Source organism: Mesorhizobium sp. L48C026A00 (genome assembly GCF_000502375.1).
GTDB classification, from domain to species: Bacteria; Pseudomonadota; Alphaproteobacteria; order Rhizobiales; family Rhizobiaceae; genus Mesorhizobium; species Mesorhizobium muleiense.
This window is the reverse complement of record NZ_AYWU01000006.1, coordinates 56,757-75,670: the sequence shown is the minus strand read 5'-3', so window position 1 is coordinate 75,670 and position 18,914 is coordinate 56,757. Positions and strand designations below refer to the sequence as shown.

Sequence of the window (18,914 nt, the reverse complement as noted above, 5' to 3'; positions counted from 1 at the left end):
GCGCATCTATGCCCCTGATCCTGCCGGCGGCGCTGCTCGTCCTCGTCTTCCTCGTGGGGCTTTTTATTACATGGTCTACACGGCGATGACCGACTTGAGTTTCGCCAATCCGGACCAGAAGGGCGTATTCATCGGCTTCGACAATTTTCGCAGGCTGGTGCGTGAGGATGCAATCTTCTGGGGCTCCTTCTGGCGTACTATCCGCTTCGTCCTGGTCGCGGTGTCGATGGAGTTCCTGCTCGGCTTCGCGCTGGCATGGCTGATCTGGCGCTACATCGAGCGGCAGCGCCTGCTGACGACGCTGCTGCTGGTGCCGATGATGCTAGCTCCTGTCGCTGTCGGGCTGATCTGGCGCCTGCTGCTGCAGGGCGACTTCGGCATGGCGACGCACTATCTGCGGGCCGTTGGCCTGCTGTCGCAATCCAGCGCCGTCTTCTCGTCGCCCAGCCTCGTCATGCCCACCATCATCGCCATCGACGTCTGGCAGTGGACGCCTTTCGTGACGCTGATCATCCTGGCCGGGCTGATGAGCTTGCCGCGCTCGCCCTTCGAGGCAGCGACAATGGACGGTGCCGGGCCGTGGCGGCAGTTCACCGACATCCTGTTGCCGCTGATGCGCCCGATCATCGCGCTGGTGCTTCTGCTGCGCGGCATCGACGCCTTCAAAGAGTTCGACAAGGTCTTCATCATGACCGGCGGCGGCCCCGGTACCGTCTCGGAACTGCTCTCGATCTACGCCTACCGCGTCAACTTCAAGACCTGGAATCTCGGCTACGGCGCCGCGGTCTCGTTCATGGTCTACCTCGTCGTGCTGATCATGTGCTCGGTCTTTTACAAGGCCGTGTACTGGAAGTCGGCGGACCAAGGGGCTAGGCCATGAGCAAATCCTGGAAGATCCTCGCGATCGGAATCCTCGCCTGCGTCCTGGTGCTTGCGCTCACGCCGTACGTCTGGATCTTGCTGACGTCCTTCAAGGGCCGCCTCGATATCCTCTCGACGCAGCCGACCTGGTTCTTCATGCCGACCTTCGCCAATTATCCGGCGGTTTTCATCGATAAGGAATATCTCCCCCTCGTCTTCAATTCGCTGGTCATCTCTCTGGGATCGACTGCGCTGTCGATCCTGATCGGCGCGCCTGCCGCCTATGTGTTCGCGCGCACGGATTTCGCCGGCAAGGAAGACCTGTTTTTCTTCTTCCTGACGACGCGCATGGCGCCGCCGATCGCGATCGCGGTGCCGCTCTTCCTGTTCTTCACGACAATCGGCCTGACCGACACGATCTACGCCGTGGTGATTGCCCATACGAGCTTCAATCTGTCGCTGGTCGTCTGGATGATGCGCGGCTTCTTCGCCGAGATACCGAAGGAGATCGACGAGGCGGCGATGATGGACGGGCGCTCGAAGCTCGGAGCATTCGTGCGCGTCATCGTGCCGCTGGCCGCGCCCGGACTCGCGGCAACGGCGGTGCTCTGCTTCATCATGTCGTGGAACGAGTTCCTCTACGCCTTCATCCTCGTGGCGTTCGAGGGGCGGCCGCTGACGGTCGGCATTCCCGGCCTGATCACGCCACACGGCACCCTGTGGGGGCAAGTCGCCGCGGTGGCAGTGGTCGCCACCCTGCCGATCATCGTCTTCACATTTCTCGTCCAGAGGCACCTCGTGCGCGGCCTGACCTTCGGCGCGGTGAAGGGCTAAGGACCAGCGGAGCATCCAATGGCAGTCTCGTTCAAGGAAGTGACGAAGCGGTTTGCGGACGGCACCGTCGCGCTCGATCGGCTCGATCTCGACTTCGATCTCGGCGCATTCATCGTGCTGCTTGGGCCCTCGGGCTCTGGCAAAACAACTGCGTGCCGCCTGCTCGCCGGGCTGGAGCAGCCGTCGAGCGGCCGCATCGAGATCGAAGGTAGGGACGTGACCAACGTGCCGCCGCGCTTCCGCGGCATCGGCATGGTGTTCCAGAACTACGCACTCTACAGCCACAAGACCGTCTTCGAGAACATCGCCTATCCCCTGCGTATCCGCAAAGTGGCCGCCGCGGAAATCGAGCGTTCGGTGAAGGACATGGCCCGAGCTTCTGCGCATCGCCCACTATCTGCAGCGCAAGCCGGCGCAGCTCTCCGGCGGCCAGGCGCAACGTGTCGCCGTAGCGCGCGCGCTGGTCTGGCAACCGGCGATCTGCCTCATGGACGAACCGCTTTCCAACTTGGACGCGCTGCTGCGCCTGCATATGCGCACCGAGCTCAACCGCCTGCATCGCAAGCTCGACAAAACCTTCGTCTTCGTCACGCACGACCAGGAGGAGGCGATGACACTGGCGACGCGCATCGCCGTGCTGAAGGAGGGCCGGCTGGTGCAGTTCGACGAGCCGAAGACGATCTACCGCCGGCCCGCCAACCGCTTCGTCGCCGAGTTCATGGGCCGCCCGGCGATGAACACGATCGACGGAGTGGTCAAAGGCGGCATATTCAAGGCTGGCGCGGTGGCTTGCTCGGTCGATCGCCCCGACGGGCCGGTCACGCTCGGCATCCGGCCGGAGCAGATCGAATTCATGGCGTCGAATGCACCGGCAGCCATGACGCTCACCGTGGACGTGAAAGAAGCGATCGAACCCGACACGCTGCTGATCTTCCAAAATGCGGGCGGGCAGGCAATCACGCTGCGGACGCAGACGAATTGCGATGCGATCGAGCCGGGACAGCCGGTGAGCGTCTCCTTCCCGAAGCAGGCGCTGCACTATTTCGACGCTGCCACGGGAAAGAGGGTCGAGTGACCGCCGCCAGCTTTGTCCCGCTCATCCTGGCAGCGATCGTCTGGCTCGGCTTCTGGCGCGTCAACCGCATGAAGCGCTGGTTCACGATCGGCGAGGTGATCTTTTGGGACGTGATCGTGCTAATCCTCATCCAGCTTGTGTGGCTGCGATGGTTCTGAGCGCTCGACATATGGGAGGGACGCAATGACTTCGCCCCCGCGCTGGCGCCGCTTCGACGAATGGGACACGCGGCCGCTGCGGCACGACCGCTTTGCCGCGGAGGATCCGGAAGCGGGCTTTGCCACCTTTCACAGCCCGTGGGACCCCGCGCCGTCGGCGCGAGTCGACAACGGACGCGTGGTCGAGATCGACGGTAAGCCGGAAGCCGACTTCGACATCCTCGATTCCTTCATCGCCGCACATCATCTCGATCTCGACGTGATCGACGAGGCGATGGCGATGGATTCGGGCGAAGTCGCCCGCATGCTGGTCGACATCAACGTGCCGCGCGAAAGGCTCGAGCGGCTGGCTCGCGGCATGACGCCGGCGAAGCTGGCTTCCGTCGTGTCGCACTTGTCGTCACTGGAGATCACCTTCGCCTATTCCAAAATGCGGCAGCGCCGCACGCCGGGAAACCAGGCGCACGTCACCAACGCTAAGGATGATCCTCTGCAGCTTGCAGCAGACGCCGCCGTTGCCGTGGCGCTCGGCTTCGACGAGATCGAGACGACGATGCGCGTTGCGTCGAACTCCTGGGCCAACGCCGTCGCCTGCGCCGTCGGCGCGTCGGTTGGGCGTGGCGGCGTGCTGTTCCAGTGCTCGATCGAGGAAGCGGAAGAGCTGCGCATCGGCATGGCTGGCTTCACTTCCTATGCCGAGACGATATCGGTTTATGGCACGGAAGCTGCGTTCGTCGATGGCGACGACACACCCTGGTCCAAGGCTTTCCTCACCGCCGCCTACGCCTCGCGCGGCATCAAGGCACGCTGCACGTCTGGCGCATCCTCCGAGCTGCTGATGGGTTTTCACGAACATCAGTCCGTTCTCTACCTGGAAGCCCGTTGCCTCTGCCTGCAGCGCGCCATGGGCGTACAGGGAACGCAGAACGGCGGCATCGACGGCGCGCCGTTGACCGTCTCGATGGCGGGGGGCATGCGCGAGCTCATGGCCGAAAACCTCATCGCCGTCTGGCTCGGCCTTGAATGCGCCTCCGGCAACGACACCCGCGTCAGCGAGTCCGAGATCCGGGTTGGCGCCAAGATCACGCCCTTCCTCATGGCCGGCTCCGACCTGTTGTGTTCCGGCATGGGATCGATCCGCAAATACGACAATGCGTTCAACCCATCCCTGTTCAACGGCGAGGACGTCGAGGACTTCCTCGCTCTGCAGCGTGACCTCGAGGCGGATGGCGGGCTGACGCCCATAGAGGAGAGCAATATCCGCGAGCTCCGCATGCAAGCGATCAAGGCGCTGGCCGCCGTCTTCCAGGAGCTTGGCCTCGCCGAAGTGCCGGAAGCCTGGATGCTCTCCGTCGCCGCCGCCTCGGGCTCGCTCGATACCGAAACCTTCTCGACAGGCGAGGTCACGCGCATCAGCGAAGCCATTCGCGATCGCGGACTAACGGCGGTGGATGTGATGCGGGCGCTGCACAAACGGGGCTTCGGGCGCGAGGCCGAGAACCTATTGCTGATGCTTCGCCAGCGCATCTCCGGCGACTATCTGCAGACGTCGGCCATCCTGCGCGACGGCAAGGTCATCAGCGCGCTCAACGATCCCAACGACTACCGGGGGCCGGGCAGCGGATATCGGATGTCCGAAGCTAGATGGGAAGCGGTCCGAGGCGTGCGCGATGTTCAGACACGCGAGAAGGTGCTGGAGAGCGAGCGTCGCGTCGACCCGACCTCGGAGCCATGGCTGATTCCAGGCGGCGAGGCCGGCAAAGGCACGGATCCGCGCGAGGTGGTGATTGGCCTCAGCCCCGCATTCGGCAACGAGCTCACGCAAACGACAGCCGGCCACGACTTGATCGACGTGGTGCTGGCCCTGACCGATGGTGTGAGCGAGGGCGGCGGCGTGCCGCGCCTCGTCCGCATCCGACATACCGCCGACACGTCCTTCCTCGGCCTCACCGCGGCGCGCCTCTCCGGCTCGGGTTATGCCATCGGCATCCAGGCCAAGGGCACCGCAGTCATCCACCGCGCCGACCGGCTGCCGCACATGAACATCGAACTGTTCTCGAATGCACCGATCACGACGCTCGACCACTACCGCGCAATGGGCCGCAACGCCGCGCTCCACGCGCTGGGGCTCGCGCCGGAACCCGTCATCGTGCCGACCGAAGGTCAGGCCCTTGGCGCCCGCTACCATGTGCGCGTCGCCATGCTCTACGCGATAGAGACCGGGCTGGTAGTGCCGGATGCCCCGCCGCTCGATGTCGCGTTTGCAATCGGACAAGGAGGGCTTCGTCCGTGACGTCCCCTCTCGACCTCTATCCCATCTCCGAGAACGCGCCCGATCAGGCGGTGTCGGCGTCGGGCATGCCGCTTGCCGATTTGACGCTCGACGCAGTGATTTCGGAACGGATCGGTGCCGAAGACATCCGGATTTCGGCCGACGTGCTCAGACTTCAGGCATCGATCGCCCGCGATGCGGGCCGCGACCGGCTTGCGCTCAATCTCGAACGCGCCGCCGACCTCGTCTCCGTCCCGCAAGACCTCATTCTGGACACCTATGAAATGTTGCGGCCGGGCCGAATTCCCGAAGCCCATCTGCTCAAAGAGCGCGCCGAGCTGCTGCGTCGCGAATACGGCGCGCACACCATCGCGGCGCTGATCGACGAAGCGGTCGCCGTTTACGAGCGCCGCAATCTGTTTCGCCGCCGGTACTAGGGGAAAATCGAATGATACTTCAGGGGCGGATCGCCATCGTCACCGGTGCCGGCTCCGGCATCGGTCAGGCCGGATCGGAGGCCATGGCGCGCGAGGGCGCGACGGTCATCGTCACTGACCGCGATCTCGATGCCGCGCGTGGCACGGTCGACTCCATCGCCGCCGCCGGCGGGCGCGGCGAGGCCATCCGAGTCGACGTCACCGACGATGCAGCCGTCGTCGGCGTCATCCAGGACGTGGCCGATCGACATGGGCGCATCGACATCTTGCACAATCATGCCGGTGTGCAGGTCGCGGGCAGCGTCGAGGAGATCGACGGCGCCGGTTTCGATCACTCTTGGGCGGTTAACGTGCATGCCCAGTTCGTCGCCTGCCAAGCAGTCCTACCGGTCATGAAGAGACAGCGCGGCGGCGTCATCCTCAATACGTCGTCGAACTCCGGCGTCTTCCTCGACAGAGCGATGACCGCCTACATCACCAGCAAGGCCGCATCGATCACCATGACCCGCCAGATCGCACTGGATGTCGCGCGTTACGGCATCCGCATCAATTCGCTCTGCCCCGGCTGGGTCGATACGCCGTTCAACGATCCCTACACGGACCAACTCGGCGGCCGCAAAGCGCTGGAGCACGCGATCGCCAACATCGTCCCGATGGGCCGCTTCGCAACGACCGACGAGATCGCCGAGGTCATTCTGTTCATGGTGTCCGATAAGTCGTCCTACATGACCGGCCATGCACTGGTCGCTGACGGAGGCGAGTCTCTCGCGGGTGGGACGAACTCGGGCCAATCTATCACCCGTTGAGCCTATGCAGCGGGCCTGGCGCGATCGCGGGACGGCTTTCGGTCAAGCCGGCAAGGATCGCAGTCCGGTCGGAGGGCTGGTCTCAGGCACCGGCGCCGGGGCAAGCTGCCTGGCCATGTCGATGAGCGGCAGCCTGATGACCGCGCGAAGGCCGTTGCTCCGGTTTTCCAGCACGATGTCGCCGCCGTGGTGGCGGGCGATGGCGCGGGCAATTGACAGGCCGAGCCCGACGCCGCCGGTCTCCCGGTTGCGCGACTGCTCCAGGCGGAAGAAGGGCGCGAACACCTGTTCCATGTCGGCTTGCGGAATGCCGGGCCCGGCGTCCTCGACCACGATGTCCAGGCTGTCGGTGCGCCTGACCAGGCTCACCTTGGCCTGCTCGCCATAGCGGACGGCATTTTCGACGAGGTTGCGGATCGCCCGGCGCAGCGAGTCCGGCCGGCAGCGGTACAGCACCTTTGGCCCGTCACTGACGGTGACGTTTTGGCCCAGCTCCTCGAGGTCGTCGCAGAGGCTGCCGACCAGCGCCGAAAGATCGACGGTTCGCGTCTCCTCCACCGCGGCGTCCTCGCGCGCGAAGGCGAGCGCCGCTTCCGTCATCGTCTGGATTTCCTCGATGGTCTTCAGCATCTTTTCCTGAAGATCGTGATCCTGGACGAACTCGGCGCGCAGCCGGAGCGAGGTCAGCGGCGTGCGCAGGTCGTGGCTGATCGCCGCCAGCATGCGCGTGCGGTCCTCGACGAAGCGCTGCAGGCGCTCCTGCATGCGGTTGAACGCCTCGGCGGTCTGGCGGATGTCGTCCGGCCCTGATTCCGGCAGCCGCGGCACGGCCTCGCCGCGGCCGAACAGTTCAGCGGCATTGGCGAGCCGTCGCAGCGGACGCGCGATTGCCTGCGCCCCGAAAATCGCTATGGCGGACAGGATGAGCGCGGTGAGCGCCAGCGATATCGCCGATTGCGCGGTCCAGAAGGCGCTCGGCATCACCTTGGCGTAGGCGGCATTCAGCCAGGTGCTGTCGTCAAGGCGGACGGAAAGCCCCATGCCGTTTGGGGCGCCGTCCAGATAAAGAAACTTGGCCGGTCGCGTGAACGGGCTGCCACTGCCGGACAGGTCCAGCATGCGCGGCGGCACCGAAGGGTCGGCGGCAGCGACCGCATTCGAGGCCTGCCCGTTCATATAGGCTGCATATTTGGCGGCAATGCCGGGCAGCGGCTTGGCGAGTTGCGTCAGCGCCTCCTGTTGCCAGGCGAGGGGATTGCTCGGCCCGTCGTGCGATGTCCAGAAGCGCGTATAGGCCGTGCCGCTGACGGTGAGGATGTCGGGTCGAAGCGAGGGCGGCGTCGTGTCCAGCAAAATGGCAAGCGAGGACGTGCGGCTGACGAACTCGCCCTTGGCCGCTGCGTGCAGGGCTTGTCCGCGCTCGTCCCATGAGATCAGGAAGGTGATCGCCTGCGACAGGGCGAGCGCAAGCAGCACCAGCATGAGGAAGCGGGCCGCCAAGCTGCGTCTCCATAACAGCATCATGCCTGGGCCACCTCGGCGGTGAAGCAGTAGCCGCCGCCCCAGTGCGTCTTGATCAGCATCGGATTCTTCGGGTCCGCCTCGATCTTCTTGCGCAGCCGGCTCACCTGGTTGTCGACGGCCCGGTCGAAACCGTCGGCCGAGCGCCCGACGGTGAGGTCGAGCAACTGATCCCGGCTGAGCACGATCCCGACATGCTCGATAAAAGCGGTGAGAAGGCGGAATTCGGCCGTGCTGAGCGCGACCGCCACGCCGTCGAGCCCGACCAGTTCGCGGCGGCCGACATTCAGGGTCCAGCGGTCGAAGCGCAGCGCGTTCGACTTGAGCCGACCACGCTGCGGCGGCAGGCTGTGAACGCGCCTGAGCACCGCCTTGATCCGCGCCAGCAATTCCCGCGGATTGAACGGCTTCGTCAGGTAGTCGTCTGCCCCGATCTCGAGGCCAACGATCCGGTCGACCTCCTCGGCCATGGCGGTAAGGAAGATGATCGGAACGTCGACCGTTCCGCGCACGTGCCGGCAGGCGGCAATGCCGTCCTCGCCAGGCATCATGACGTCGAGGACGATAAGATCGGGCAGGCTGCGGTCGAGCAGCCGCTTGAGCGCGGCCGTGCTGTCGGCGACGCTGACGCGATAACCCTGCTGCGTGAGGTATTTCCCCACGAGATCGCGGATGTCCCTGTGGTCGTCGACGACCGCGATGTGCTGCGCCACTTCCATGCAATGCTCCCAAGGTCGCCGCTGAATAGTCGGTCAGTATCGACGATATCTAGTTTGCGTCTACACGGATGATCACCTTCCGCGCCATGGCGGCAATCTCGCCCGACATCAACAAAGCGTGAGAAGTGTAACGAAATGTATCAGAGCGCTGCGCCCGCGACAACTTGCGATGAACTGCGGTGTTCGGGACAAGGTTCTGCGACAGCTCCCGCCTAACCTGGCCTCGTCGCTAGCCGGGACGTCCGGTCTTTGTCGCCAGGGGCGGCATCCAGACTCGGTCCTCGCCAGCCTTTGATCGAAAGGATTGCACAATGGCCAGATTGATCATCAACGGCACGCCACGTGACATCGAGGTCGATCCGGACACGCCGCTGCTGTGGGTGATCCGCGAGCAGATCGGGCTTACCGGAACGAAGTACGGTTGCGGCGTTGCCGCCTGCGGCGCCTGCACCATCCATATAGACGGCGTCGCCACGCGCTCCTGCGTGCTTCCGGTGAGCGCGGTCGAGCCCGACCAGCAAATCACCACCATCGAGGGGCTTTCGCCGGACAGCTCGCATCCGGTCCAGCAGGCCTGGCTGGCGCTCGACGTACCGCAATGCGGCTACTGCCAGGCCGGCATGATCATGGCTGCGGCGGGTCTGCTCATGCAGAACCCGAACCCCGCGGACGAGGACATCAACGCCGAGATCACCAACATCTGCCGCTGCGGCACCTACAACCGGGTGCGCGCCGCGATCAAGCTGGCCGCCAAAGCCGGCGAAGCCACGCAACGCGGTTGAGGAGAACAGTTATGAACGCCACAATTTCCCTCTCCCGCCGCAGCTTCATCATCGGCGTGGCCGCCACGGCCGGCGGCTTGTCCCTCGGATTCAACGTACCGTTCATCAAGCCGGCACGCGCCGAGGGCAGCGAGGCGGCGCCGGAGATCAATGCCTGGGTGGTGATCAGGCCCGACGATACCGTAGTCATCCGCATTGCCCGCTCCGAGATGGGGCAGGGGACGCTGACCGGCCTGGCGCAACTCGTCGCCGAGGAGCTGAACTGCGACTGGTCCAAGGTCACGACGGAATATCCGTCGCCGACCCAGAACCTGGCGCGCGACCGCGTGTGGGGCAATTTCTCTACCGGCGGCAGCCGCGGCATCCGCGAGTCGCACGAGTATGTGCGCATTGGCGGCGCCGTTGCGCGCGAGATGCTGATCGCCGCCGCGGCCGCCGAATGGGGCGTCCCGGCCAGCGAATGCACCGCAAGGATGGGCATGGTCACGCATGCAGCATCGGATCGCGCCACCTTTTATGGACAGCTGGCTGCCGCCGCCGCGCGAATGACGCCGCCCGCCAATGTCACGCTCAAGGACCCGAAGGATTGGACCATAGCCGGCAAGCCGCTGCCGCGGCTCGACACGGCCGACAAGCTTAACGGCAGCCAGGTCTACGGCGCCGATCTCAAGCTGCCGAACATGCTCAACGCGGCGATCCGGGCCTGCCCGTATTTCGGCGGCAAGGTGGAGAGTTTCGACGCGGCGGCGGTGGCGGGCATGCCGGGCGTGCGCACTGTCGTTCAGGTCGACGAGACCGCCGTTGCGGTTGTCGCCGACACCTGGTGGCGGGCGAAGACCGCTCTCGATGCCTTGCCGATCGTCTGGGACGAAGGCCCCAACAGGCAGGTCACCAGCGCCTCGATCGCGGCGATGCTCGAAGAGGGGCTCGCCGCAAATGACGCCTTCATCGGCGCCAGGCAAGGTGACGCCGGTGCTGCCCTGTCCGCCGCCGGCCGGACGGTCACGGCGACCTACGCCTTCCCCTACCAGAACCACGCGACCATGGAGCCGATGAACGCGACGGCGCTCTACACGCCGGAGCGCTGCGAGGTGTGGGTGCCGACCCAGAATGGCGAGGCTAGCCTTGCGGCAGCGGCCGAGGCCGCCGGCCTGCCGGTGCAGCAATGCGAGGTGCACAAGATCCATCTCGGCGGCGGCTTCGGCCGACGCGGCAACTTCCAGGACTATGTGCGCCAGGCGGTCAGCATTGCCAAGCAGGTGCCGGGAACGCCGGTAAAGCTCATGTGGTCGCGCGAAGAGGATATGCTGCACGGCGCCTATCACCCGACCACCCGATGCCGGCTGACGGGCGCGCTCGACGCGGACGGCAATTTGACCGCTCTGCACATGCGCATATCCGGCCAGTCGATCCTTGCCGCGGTGCGGCCGCAGGGCATGCAGAACGGCATGGACCCGGTGGTCTTCCAGGGCCTCGTCCTCAGCGGCACCGAAGGCACGCTGGGCTATACGGTGGACAATCTGCTTGTCGACCATGCCATGCGCAACCCGCCGATCCCGCCAGGTTTTTGGCGCGGCGTCAACCTCAACCAGAACGCGCTTTACGTCGAGTGTTTCATGGACGAACTCGCCCATGCGGCCGGCGTCGACCCGCTCGCCTTCCGCCGCAAGCTGATGGCCAAACATCCAAAACATCTCGCGGTGCTGGAGGCGGTTGCCGAACGGATCGGCTGGGACACCCCGCCCGCGGCCGGCATTCACCGCGGCCTGGCGCAGATCATGGGTTTCGGCAGTTATGTGGCGGCGGCAGCGGAGGTTTCGGTGACTGATGGGCAGCTCAGGATCCATCGCATCGTGGCGGCCACCGACCCGGGTCATGTCGTCAACCCCGCCCAAGTCGAGCGGCAGGTCGAGGGCTCCTTCGTCTATGGCCTTTCCGCCTGCATCTACGGCGAATGCACGGTCAATGGCGGCCGCATGGAGCAGGAAAACTTCGACAGCTACGAGGTCCTGCGCATGGCCGAAATGCCTGATGTAGAGACGATCATCCTGCCGTCCGGTGGCTTCTGGGGCGGCGTCGGCGAGCCGACCATCGCGGTCGCCGCGCCGGCCGTCCTCAATGCGATCTTCGCCGCCACCGGAAAACGCATCCGCACGCTGCCGCTGAAGAACCATGACCTCGCCTGATATGAGGCGCGCGAAGAACAGGCCTGGCGGACGGGCGCTCGCGCCTGTCCTGCTTGCGGTGCCTGTCCTGCTTGCGGCGCTTGCGGCCAGCGCGCCGGCATGGGCCGACGCGGCGCCTGGTGCTACGGCATGCACCGGCTGTCACGGGCCGGCGGCACTCGGCTCAGCCATCCCTTCGCTCGACGGCGACGCGGCAGACGACATCGTCGCCCAGATGCAAGCCTTCCGTTCCGGTGAGCGCAAGGCAACGGTCATGGACCGCATCGCCAGGGGATTTACCGAGGCGGAGACGCGCGCCATCGCCGAATGGCTCGCCAAGCCGGAGGCCGTACGCCATGCCCAGCCGTAGAGCCCTGATCGGCGGCGTGGCGGCTAGCGTCGCCGCGGCCGTCCTTGCCGCGCCGCAGCTGCGCGCACAGACGCAGCCCGGCGTGGTCATTGTCGGCGGCGGCTTTGCCGGAGCAAGCTGCGCCCGCGCGCTGAAACGGCTGGATCGCGATCTTGCCGTGACGCTGATCGAGCCAGAGCCCGCCTATCTGGCCTGCCCGTTCAGCAATGCCGTGATTGCCGGGCTGCGTGGCATCGAGGCGCAGACTTTCAGCTATGACCAGTTCGGCGACATCGCGCTGATCCGCAAGCGGGCTGTCGCCGTCGATGCCCAGCGCTGGCGTGTTCGCCTGGAGGTGGCACGGACATCGACTACGACAGGCTGGTGCTGGCGCCCGGCATCGACCTGCGCTTCGACGCCTTGCCGGGCTACGACGAGGCGGCGGCGGCGATCATGCCGCATGCGTGGAAGGCTGGCGCGCAGACGCTGCTGCTGCGCGACCAGCTCGCGGCGATGCCGGACGGTGGGGTCGTCATCCTCGCCGCGCCAGCCAATCCGTTTCGCTGCCCGCCCGGTCCCTACGAGCGGGCAAGCCTGATCGCGCATTATCTCAAGACCAGCAAACCCAGATCCAAACTGATCATCCTCGACGCCAAGGACGCCTTTTCGAAGCAGCGGCTGTTCGAAGCGGCCTGGCAAGAACTCTATCCCGGCTTGATCGAATGGGTGCCGCTGTCGTCGGGGGGCAGGGTGACGGAAGTCGGCCCGGCGACAAGGACGCTGGTGACCGAGTTCGGCAATCACACTGCCGATGTCGCCAACGTGATCCCGCCGCAGCGTGCGGGTGCGATTGCGCAGTCGGCCGGCGTTGCCGACCAGACGGGCTGGTGCCCGATCGACCCGGTCACCTTCGAGTCCCGCCTGCAGCCGGCGATCCACGTCATCGGCGACGCGGCGATCGGCGGGGCGATGCCGAAATCCGCCTTCAGCGCCAACGCCCAGGCAAAAGCTTGCGCCGCGGCGGTCGCCGCCCTGGTCAGGGAGCGGCAGCCGGCGCAGCCGAAGCTCATCAACACCTGCTACAGCCTGGTTGCGCCCGGTTACGGCATTTCGATCGCCGGCGTCTACCAGCCACGTGACGGGCTGCTTGCCGAGGTGGAGGGTACGGGCGGCACCAGCCCGCTCGAAGCGCCGCTTTCCGTCCGCGAACTGGAAGCGGCCTATGCGCAGGACTGGTTCCGAACGATCACCAGTGAAGTGTTCGCATGATGAGGGTGGCTTTTCTGGCTCTGATGGGATTGCAGCTTGCGGCCTCCCCCGGTGCCGGCGAGGAGACGGGGTCTTATGTCGTGACCGGCGATGCGATCATGCAACCTCTGATTGTCGACAAGGGTGATCCGACGCGCGGCGCCGCGCTGATCGCGGACCGGCAGCGCAGCCTCTGCACGCTCTGCCACAGCGGGCCGTTTCCCGACGCGCATCTGCACGGCACGTTGGCGCCCGACCTGACCGGCGTCGGGGCAAGACTTTCGGAAGGCCAGATCCGGCTGCGCGTCGTCGACATGAAGCGGCTGGTGCCGAACACGATCATGCCTTCCTACTATCGGGTCGCGGATGAGCAGGGCGGGCGCGTCGCCACCGTCGGGCGCAGCAAGCCGATCCTGGGCGGCGCCGATATCGAGGATATCGTCGCCTATCTCACGACGCTGAAGGGGTGATCATGCACCAAGACCCGCTTCGAGTTTACGCTGGCCCGGGAGTTTACGCAGGCATGGTCGGACGGCGGCAGTTTCTTCGGGCCGGCATGACCGGCCTGCTGGCGATCAGCCTGCCGCGCTGGGCCGTTGCCCGTCCGAGCCTCGAGGAAGCGATCCGGACCTTCACCGGGGGCGCCAACGTTCTCGATGGCCGCGTCCGGCTCGACCTGCCGCCTCTGGTAGAGAACGGCAACGCGGTCGGGATCACAGTCGTCGCCGAGATCCCGATGACCGAAGACGACCATGTCCGGCGCATCGCGGTCTTCAACGAGAAAAACCCGGAGGCGAATGTCGCGGTTTTCCACCTCGGGGCGCGCTCCGGCCGCGCCATGGTCTCGACGCGGATCCGGCTCGCGACCTCGCAGGTCGTTGTCGCGGTCGCTGAGATGAGCGACGGCAGCTTCTGGTCGAGCCGGGCGAGCGCCATCGTCACGCTGGCCGCCTGTATCGAGGACCTTTCATAATGGCGCGCGCGCTCGTCAATGTGCCGAAAGTGGCTAGGCAGGGCGAAGTCGTCGAGATCAAGGCGATGATCGCCCATCCCATGGAAACCGGCTATCGTATCGGCCCGAACGGCTCCAACATCCCCCGCGACATCATCCGCCGTTTCACCTGCACCTACAATGGCGAGGAGGTGTTTTCGGCCGATCTCTTTCCAGCGGTATCGGCCAATCCGTTCATTGCCTTCACGCTCGTTGCCACGACGAGCGGCACGATCGACTTCACCTGGACCGACGATGCCGGGAAGACCCAAACGGCGTCGGCGACGATCACGGTGAGCTGATGCGCGCCCTCGGGGGCCTGGTGGGGATTATCGCGGCGGTCGTCTGCGGCATTGCCATCGCCGCCGGCATCGAAGACGTCGAGAAGCGCTCCGGCTTCGACTTCATGACGCCGCAGACGCAGGCGCTGCAGGCCGACGACATGAGCAATCCCGGCATGCTGTGGGTGCTGCAGGGCGAACAGCTCTGGCAACAGGCGCAGGGCAGGGCGGATGTCGCCTGCTCCGGCTGCCATGACGATGCCCGCCAGACGATGCGCGGCGTTGCCGCGCGCTACCCGGCCTTTGACGCGGCGACCGGCCGGCCGATCGACCTTGCCGGGCGCATCAACTCCTGTCGAGCGGAGCGGCAGCAGGCCGAGCCGCTGGCGCCGGAGTCCGACGCTTTGCTCGCCCTGACGGCCTATGTGACGCATCAGTCGCGCGGCATGCCAATCACACCGGCGACCGACGCCCGGCTCGCGCCGTTTCGCGACAACGGCCGGCGTCTGTTCCAGAGCCGCATCGGACAGCTCGAGCTTTCCTGCGCCTCCTGCCATGACGACAATTGGGGCAAACGGCTTGGCGGCAGTGTCATCCCGCAGGCGCATCCGACCGGCTATCCGCTCTACCGCCTGGAATGGCAGACGGTCGGTTCGCTGCAGCGGCGCCTGCGCAACTGCATGATCGGGGTCAGAGCCGAGCCCTTCGAATTCGGCGCAGCCGAACTCGTCGACCTGGAGCTCCATCTGACGGAGCGGGCCCGCGGCCTTCTGGTCGAGACGCCGGCCGTGCGGCCGTGATGCCGGGCTGTGGCCGTCGTTTCCTGCCTAGAACAAAGCGGCTATCACCGCGATCAGGGCGACTGCAAGCGCGACAAGGCTTGGAACCATCACCGCAACGCCGGACACAGTCGCCAGCCCCGCTATCCAGTCAAATTTTCTGTCGGCAGTTTCGCCCATTGTCGCTTCCCTTAGAGATCAACGCCTGTTCGGTGATGGCTGTTCCATATCCGGCAGCGGGGTGTCGGCCGCCTCGTTGAGAAGCACCCGCTCCGCTGCTCCGTCCAGGTCCTCGAGCTGGCCGCTTTTCATCGACCAGAGGAAGGCGAGAAGCCCAACCAGGCCCATGCCGAGTGCTACGGGGACCAGCCAGGCGAGCAGGCTCATGCAGCCTCCGCGAGATGAGTGGACGTCACGCCACCTTGTATTCCTTGCGGATCTCGGCTCGGACCCGAAAGACGAAGCGCATTGGCAACCACCAGGATGGATGATGTGGACATCGCCACCGCCGCGACCAGCGGCGTAACGTGGCCTGTAACCGCGAGCGGGAGGGCCAGCGCATTGTAAAGGATGGAGAGCCCAATGTTCTGGGTGACGAGCTGCCTGGCCTTGCGGGCAATGGTGATCGCTTTCGGAACGCTGTCCAGGCTGGAGCCCAGGAACACGAGATCGGCCGCGTTGCGCCCGACGTCCGCGGCCGAGGAGGGCGCCATCGACACGTGAGCCGTTCCCAATGCGGGCGCGTCGTTGAGGCCGTCACCGACCATCAGCACCTTGCGTCCCTGCGCGCGCAGGACTTCCAACCGCGCGACTTTGTCGCGAGGAAGCATCCCGGCAGTGGCTGCTGCTACGCCGAGCATGCCTGCCACCTTCCTTACCTCCGTTTCCACGTCTCCGGACAGGATCTCGACGCCGAGGCCGAAACTGCGCAGGCGCTTTGTAGCGGCGGCGGCTCCGAGACGGAGGCTGTCGGAAATCCGGAACGCGCCGAGGACGCGGCCGTCAGCCGACAACCAGGCTTCGGCCGAGGCGGAACCGGCAGTGGAGCGGGCGTCGACCCAAGATTGGCGGCCGAGCCTGTAAACGCGGCCGCCGACCGTGCCTTCGATGCCGTTTCCGGGCTCCTCCCGAATCTGCTCGACGGCAGCCTGCCCGGCCGGATGCAGCGCCGCCACCGCTCGCGAGGCAGGATGCCGAGAGAACCGGGCAAGCGCGGAGGCCGCTTCGATCTCGTCGTCCGGCACCGTGAAAGACGCCACTTTTGTCAGGCCTGAGGTGAGCGTACCCGTCTTGTCCAGTGCGACGTGATCGACTTCGGCCAGCCGTTCCAAAGCCGCGCCGTCCTTGAGGGTCACGCCGAGAGCGAAGAGACGCCGCGCAGCGACGGCCTGGACCATCGGCACGGCCAGGCCCAACGCGCATGGGCAGGTGATGATGAGGACGGCGATCGCCACCGTCAGTGATCGGTGCAGGTCTCCAGTGGTGATCATCCACCCTGCAAAGGTGGCGAAGGCAAGCAGATGGACCACCGGCGAATAAAGCGAGGCGGCCCGGTCGGCGATGCGCCGATAACGGGCGCGGCCGCCTTCGGCAGCCTCCATCAACCGCATCATGTCAGCAAGGAAGGACTCTTTCTGAGGTCGGTCGACACGCAACGTCAGCGGCCCGTCGAGGTTGAGCGATCCCGACAGCACGCTGGCCCCCGGTCGGACCGACTCCGGGGCGGACTCGCCGGTCACAACCGACAGGTCGAGCGAGGCGTTTCCGGAAATTACGGTGCCATCGGCCGGCACGCGCTCTCCCGCGAGAACAAGGACAGTCTCGCCGCTGCGGATAGCGGATACGTCGCGATATTCGCGTTCGCCATCAGGCGTGAGCACCGTGGCGCCTCGCGGCATCATCCGCGCGAGCGACCTGACCGCTTCGCGAGCGCGTCCGCGCATCGCCTGGTCCACAGCGCGTCCAGCCAGCAGGAAGAACAGCAAGGATGTCACCGCATCGAAGTAAGCATGGGCTCCGCCCGTCACCGTATCGTATGCGCTGAGGCCGAATGCGAGCAGCACGCCGACGCTGATCGGCACGTCCATGTTCGTCCGGCCGCCGCGCAGGGCGCTCCACGCGGAAGCGAAGAAAATCCGGCCCGAATAGGCCAGCGTCGGCAACGCGAGGGCCGTGGAGATCAGGTGGAATGCGTGCCTCGTGCCGGCGTCCGCTCCCGACCAGACCGAGACGGAAAGAAGCATGATATTCATGGCGGCGAAGCCGGCAACGGCCGTGGCGCGCAGCAAGCGGCCCATCTCCGGATCGCCGTCTCCGTTCTCAGGCTCGGCGAGTGTTGCTTCGTAACCGGCTTTTCGAAGCGTTTCGATCATCGGCGGCACGGCGCCGTCCCGCCGCCACTTCACTACGACACGTTTTGCGGTCAGGTTCACCCGCGCGGAAACGATGCCATCGACTTGGCTGAGCAAGCCTTCGATCGCGCCGATGCAGCCTGCGCAATGCACCTGAGGGACGGAAAAGTCCGTCTGAATCGTACTATCGCCGAGATCTCGGCTCGCAAAGACCACCTCTTGCGGGACGATCTCGCGCCGCCCGGGCCCAATCATCAGGGCCGCCTCGGATCCCGGCGCGCAGCAACTCATCGATCAGGCCTCCGGCCGGGCCACTGCCCGGTAGGCGTGCCATGTCGCGTGTCCGAGCAGCGGGAAGATGACGATCATGCCGATAAGGCCAGTGGCGACGCAGATGCCGAAAAGCACGAGCACCATGGCACCCCAGGCGATCATCGGCGGCAGGTTGTTCCACACCAGTTTCATGCTCGTGGCCATCGCGGTCAGAGCATCGACGCGCCGGTCAAGCAGCATAGGAACGGCAAACACGCTGATCGAAAACGCGAAGGATGCGAACAGACCGCCGATCGCCGTTCCTATGATCAACATCGCCCATCCCGATGGCGTGCCAATCAGTATCCCGATCACATTGTCGAGGCCCGGAAACGCCGTCACGCCAAAAAACAGCGCCCACAGGAGAACCGCCGCCCGCATCCAGAGCAGCATCAGGAGACAGAGAAGCAGGCCCGTGAAGAAGATCTGCTCGCCCGCTCTCGGTCGCACATGAAGCATCGAAGCAAGCCCGATTTCGCGGCCTTCGCCGATCGCGCGGCTCTTCTCGTAAAGCCCGATCGCCAGGAACGGTGCGACGATCAGGAAGCCGGCAAGCGATGGGAACAGGATATAGTCGCGACCGAACTCGACGAGGGTCCACACGAACGCCAAAGAAAGCACGAAAACGCCGACACCGTAAGCGAGGCTGGAGGCGGGGCGGGTCCAGAAATCGCGCCAGCCCTCAGCGAGCCAACGCAATCCTTCCAGGACCGGAAGGTGGCGTTGAAGCTTGGGATCCCGGGTCTCACCGATGCCGGATGTCTCGCTCAGCAGCCAGTAGGATTCGTCGGCCTCGCCCATGACTTTCTCCTTCAGCAGGCTGGCTTGGCGGCGCGATAACCGCCGCCGTCGCTGGTATCCTTCACGTGCGCCACGCAGTCCGGCTGCGATTGGAACGCCACGTAGACAAGATGCGCGTTGGCGCCGGCGAAGAGCAGCAGCCCCGCCGGGACGAGCAACCAGAGGATCCATC

The 18,914-nt window shown here is 65.6% G+C and carries 21 protein-coding genes and 2 pseudogenes; 16 read left to right on the top strand and 7 right to left on the bottom strand.

Annotated elements, in window-relative coordinates:
• The first annotated feature begins 70 nt into the window (after positions 1-70).
• The 8 genes and pseudogenes from X738_RS54395 to X738_RS54370 all read left to right on the top strand — a co-directional run bounded on the left by X738_RS54395 (position 71) and on the right by X738_RS54370 (position 6,443).
• The gene (locus X738_RS54395) at positions 71-880 is read left to right on the top strand and encodes a carbohydrate ABC transporter permease (protein ID WP_023798514.1); all 810 of its coding nucleotides are present in this window, start codon (positions 71-73) and stop codon (positions 878-880) included.
• Positions 877-1,695, top strand: coding sequence for a carbohydrate ABC transporter permease (locus X738_RS54390; protein WP_023798513.1), 819 nt, complete (start codon positions 877-879; stop codon positions 1,693-1,695). Before X738_RS54395 ends, X738_RS54390 begins: the two co-directional genes overlap by 4 nt.
• Positions 1,696-1,713: 18 nt before the next feature.
• A pseudogene (locus X738_RS89020) lies at positions 1,714-2,055 on the top strand (ATP-binding cassette domain-containing protein); the annotation flags it as partial.
• Positions 2,056-2,074: 19 nt separating this feature from the next.
• The gene (locus X738_RS82475) at positions 2,075-2,770 is read left to right on the top strand and encodes an ABC transporter ATP-binding protein (RefSeq protein ID WP_306454945.1); all 696 of its coding nucleotides are present in this window, start codon (positions 2,075-2,077) and stop codon (positions 2,768-2,770) included.
• Positions 2,767-2,928: a hypothetical protein gene (locus tag X738_RS85980; protein ID WP_023798512.1), complete on the top strand. Its 162-nt coding sequence runs from the start codon at positions 2,767-2,769 to the stop codon at positions 2,926-2,928. The genes X738_RS82475 and X738_RS85980 overlap by 4 nt, the downstream gene beginning before the upstream one ends.
• A gap of 25 nt (positions 2,929-2,953) precedes the next feature.
• Positions 2,954-5,221: a propanediol/glycerol family dehydratase large subunit gene (locus X738_RS54380; RefSeq protein ID WP_023798511.1), complete on the top strand. Its 2,268-nt coding sequence runs from the start codon at positions 2,954-2,956 to the stop codon at positions 5,219-5,221.
• Positions 5,218-5,637 carry a diol dehydratase small subunit gene (locus X738_RS54375; protein ID WP_023798510.1) on the top strand — a complete coding sequence of 140 codons (420 nt, stop codon included), beginning with the start codon at positions 5,218-5,220 and terminating at the stop codon, positions 5,635-5,637. Before X738_RS54380 ends, X738_RS54375 begins: the two co-directional genes overlap by 4 nt.
• Before the next feature lie 11 nt (positions 5,638-5,648).
• Entirely contained in the window at positions 5,649-6,443 is a 795-nt protein-coding gene (locus X738_RS54370; protein ID WP_023798509.1) for an SDR family NAD(P)-dependent oxidoreductase, read from the top strand.
• A gap of 42 nt (positions 6,444-6,485) precedes the next feature.
• Here the strand turns inward: X738_RS54370 and X738_RS54365 are convergent, their stop codons facing one another.
• Positions 6,486-7,967 carry an ATP-binding protein gene (locus tag X738_RS54365; RefSeq protein ID WP_023798508.1) on the bottom strand — a complete coding sequence of 494 codons (1,482 nt, stop codon included), beginning with the start codon at positions 7,965-7,967 and terminating at the stop codon, positions 6,486-6,488.
• Positions 7,964-8,683 (bottom strand): response regulator, encoded by a 720-nt coding sequence (locus X738_RS54360; RefSeq protein ID WP_023798507.1) that lies wholly within the window; start codon positions 8,681-8,683, stop codon positions 7,964-7,966. The genes X738_RS54365 and X738_RS54360 overlap by 4 nt, the downstream gene beginning before the upstream one ends.
• A 311-nt stretch (positions 8,684-8,994) precedes the next feature.
• Between X738_RS54360 and X738_RS54355 the strand changes: the two genes are divergently transcribed.
• The 8 genes and pseudogenes from X738_RS54355 (at position 8,995) to soxA (ending at position 15,299) form a co-directional block, all read left to right on the top strand.
• Positions 8,995-9,465, top strand: a complete 471-nt coding sequence (locus X738_RS54355) for a (2Fe-2S)-binding protein (protein ID WP_023798506.1) — start codon at positions 8,995-8,997, stop codon at positions 9,463-9,465.
• Positions 9,466-9,476: 11 nt separating this feature from the next.
• On the top strand, positions 9,477-11,651 hold the full coding sequence (locus tag X738_RS54350; protein ID WP_023798505.1) for a xanthine dehydrogenase family protein molybdopterin-binding subunit: 2,175 nt from the start codon (positions 9,477-9,479) through the stop codon (positions 11,649-11,651).
• The gene (locus X738_RS0141190; protein WP_245277629.1) at positions 11,638-12,000 is read left to right on the top strand and encodes a c-type cytochrome; all 363 of its coding nucleotides are present in this window, start codon (positions 11,638-11,640) and stop codon (positions 11,998-12,000) included. The genes X738_RS54350 and X738_RS0141190 overlap by 14 nt, the downstream gene beginning before the upstream one ends.
• Positions 11,987-13,248: pseudogene (locus X738_RS54345) on the top strand (FAD-dependent oxidoreductase). Before X738_RS0141190 ends, X738_RS54345 begins: the two are co-directional and overlap by 14 nt.
• Positions 13,245-13,697, top strand: a complete 453-nt coding sequence (gene soxX, locus X738_RS54340) for a sulfur oxidation c-type cytochrome SoxX (protein ID WP_023798503.1) — start codon at positions 13,245-13,247, stop codon at positions 13,695-13,697. Before X738_RS54345 ends, soxX begins: the two are co-directional and overlap by 4 nt.
• A gap of 53 nt (positions 13,698-13,750) precedes the next feature.
• The gene (locus X738_RS54335) at positions 13,751-14,200 is read left to right on the top strand and encodes a SoxY-related AACIE arm protein (protein WP_023798502.1); all 450 of its coding nucleotides are present in this window, start codon (positions 13,751-13,753) and stop codon (positions 14,198-14,200) included.
• Positions 14,200-14,520 carry a thiosulfate oxidation carrier complex protein SoxZ gene (soxZ, locus tag X738_RS54330; RefSeq protein ID WP_023798501.1) on the top strand — a complete coding sequence of 107 codons (321 nt, stop codon included), beginning with the start codon at positions 14,200-14,202 and terminating at the stop codon, positions 14,518-14,520. The genes X738_RS54335 and soxZ overlap by 1 nt, the downstream gene beginning before the upstream one ends.
• Positions 14,520-15,299: a sulfur oxidation c-type cytochrome SoxA gene (soxA, locus tag X738_RS54325; RefSeq protein ID WP_023798500.1), complete on the top strand. Its 780-nt coding sequence runs from the start codon at positions 14,520-14,522 to the stop codon at positions 15,297-15,299. Before soxZ ends, soxA begins: the two co-directional genes overlap by 1 nt.
• A gap of 27 nt (positions 15,300-15,326) precedes the next feature.
• Here soxA and X738_RS88330 read toward each other — a convergent pair whose 3' ends face one another.
• From X738_RS88330 to X738_RS54305, 5 genes are read right to left on the bottom strand one after another with little or no spacing between them, the layout of a single operon-like run.
• Complete coding sequence (locus tag X738_RS88330; RefSeq protein ID WP_023798499.1) at positions 15,327-15,458, bottom strand: hypothetical protein; 132 nt, start codon at positions 15,456-15,458, stop codon at positions 15,327-15,329.
• Between the two features lie 18 nt (positions 15,459-15,476).
• Positions 15,477-15,665, bottom strand: coding sequence for a cbb3-type cytochrome oxidase assembly protein CcoS (gene ccoS, locus X738_RS54320; RefSeq protein WP_023798498.1), 189 nt, complete (start codon positions 15,663-15,665; stop codon positions 15,477-15,479).
• Complete coding sequence (locus X738_RS54315; protein ID WP_023798497.1) at positions 15,662-17,920, bottom strand: heavy metal translocating P-type ATPase; 2,259 nt, start codon at positions 17,918-17,920, stop codon at positions 15,662-15,664. Before X738_RS54315 ends, ccoS begins: the two co-directional genes overlap by 4 nt.
• 3 nt (positions 17,921-17,923) lie before the next feature.
• Positions 17,924-18,742 carry a DUF2189 domain-containing protein gene (locus X738_RS54310; RefSeq protein WP_023798496.1) on the bottom strand — a complete coding sequence of 273 codons (819 nt, stop codon included), beginning with the start codon at positions 18,740-18,742 and terminating at the stop codon, positions 17,924-17,926.
• Between the two features lie 11 nt (positions 18,743-18,753).
• The gene (locus X738_RS54305) at positions 18,754-18,900 is read right to left on the bottom strand and encodes a hypothetical protein (protein ID WP_306454942.1); all 147 of its coding nucleotides are present in this window, start codon (positions 18,898-18,900) and stop codon (positions 18,754-18,756) included.
• Positions 18,901-18,914: the final 14 nt, after the last annotated feature.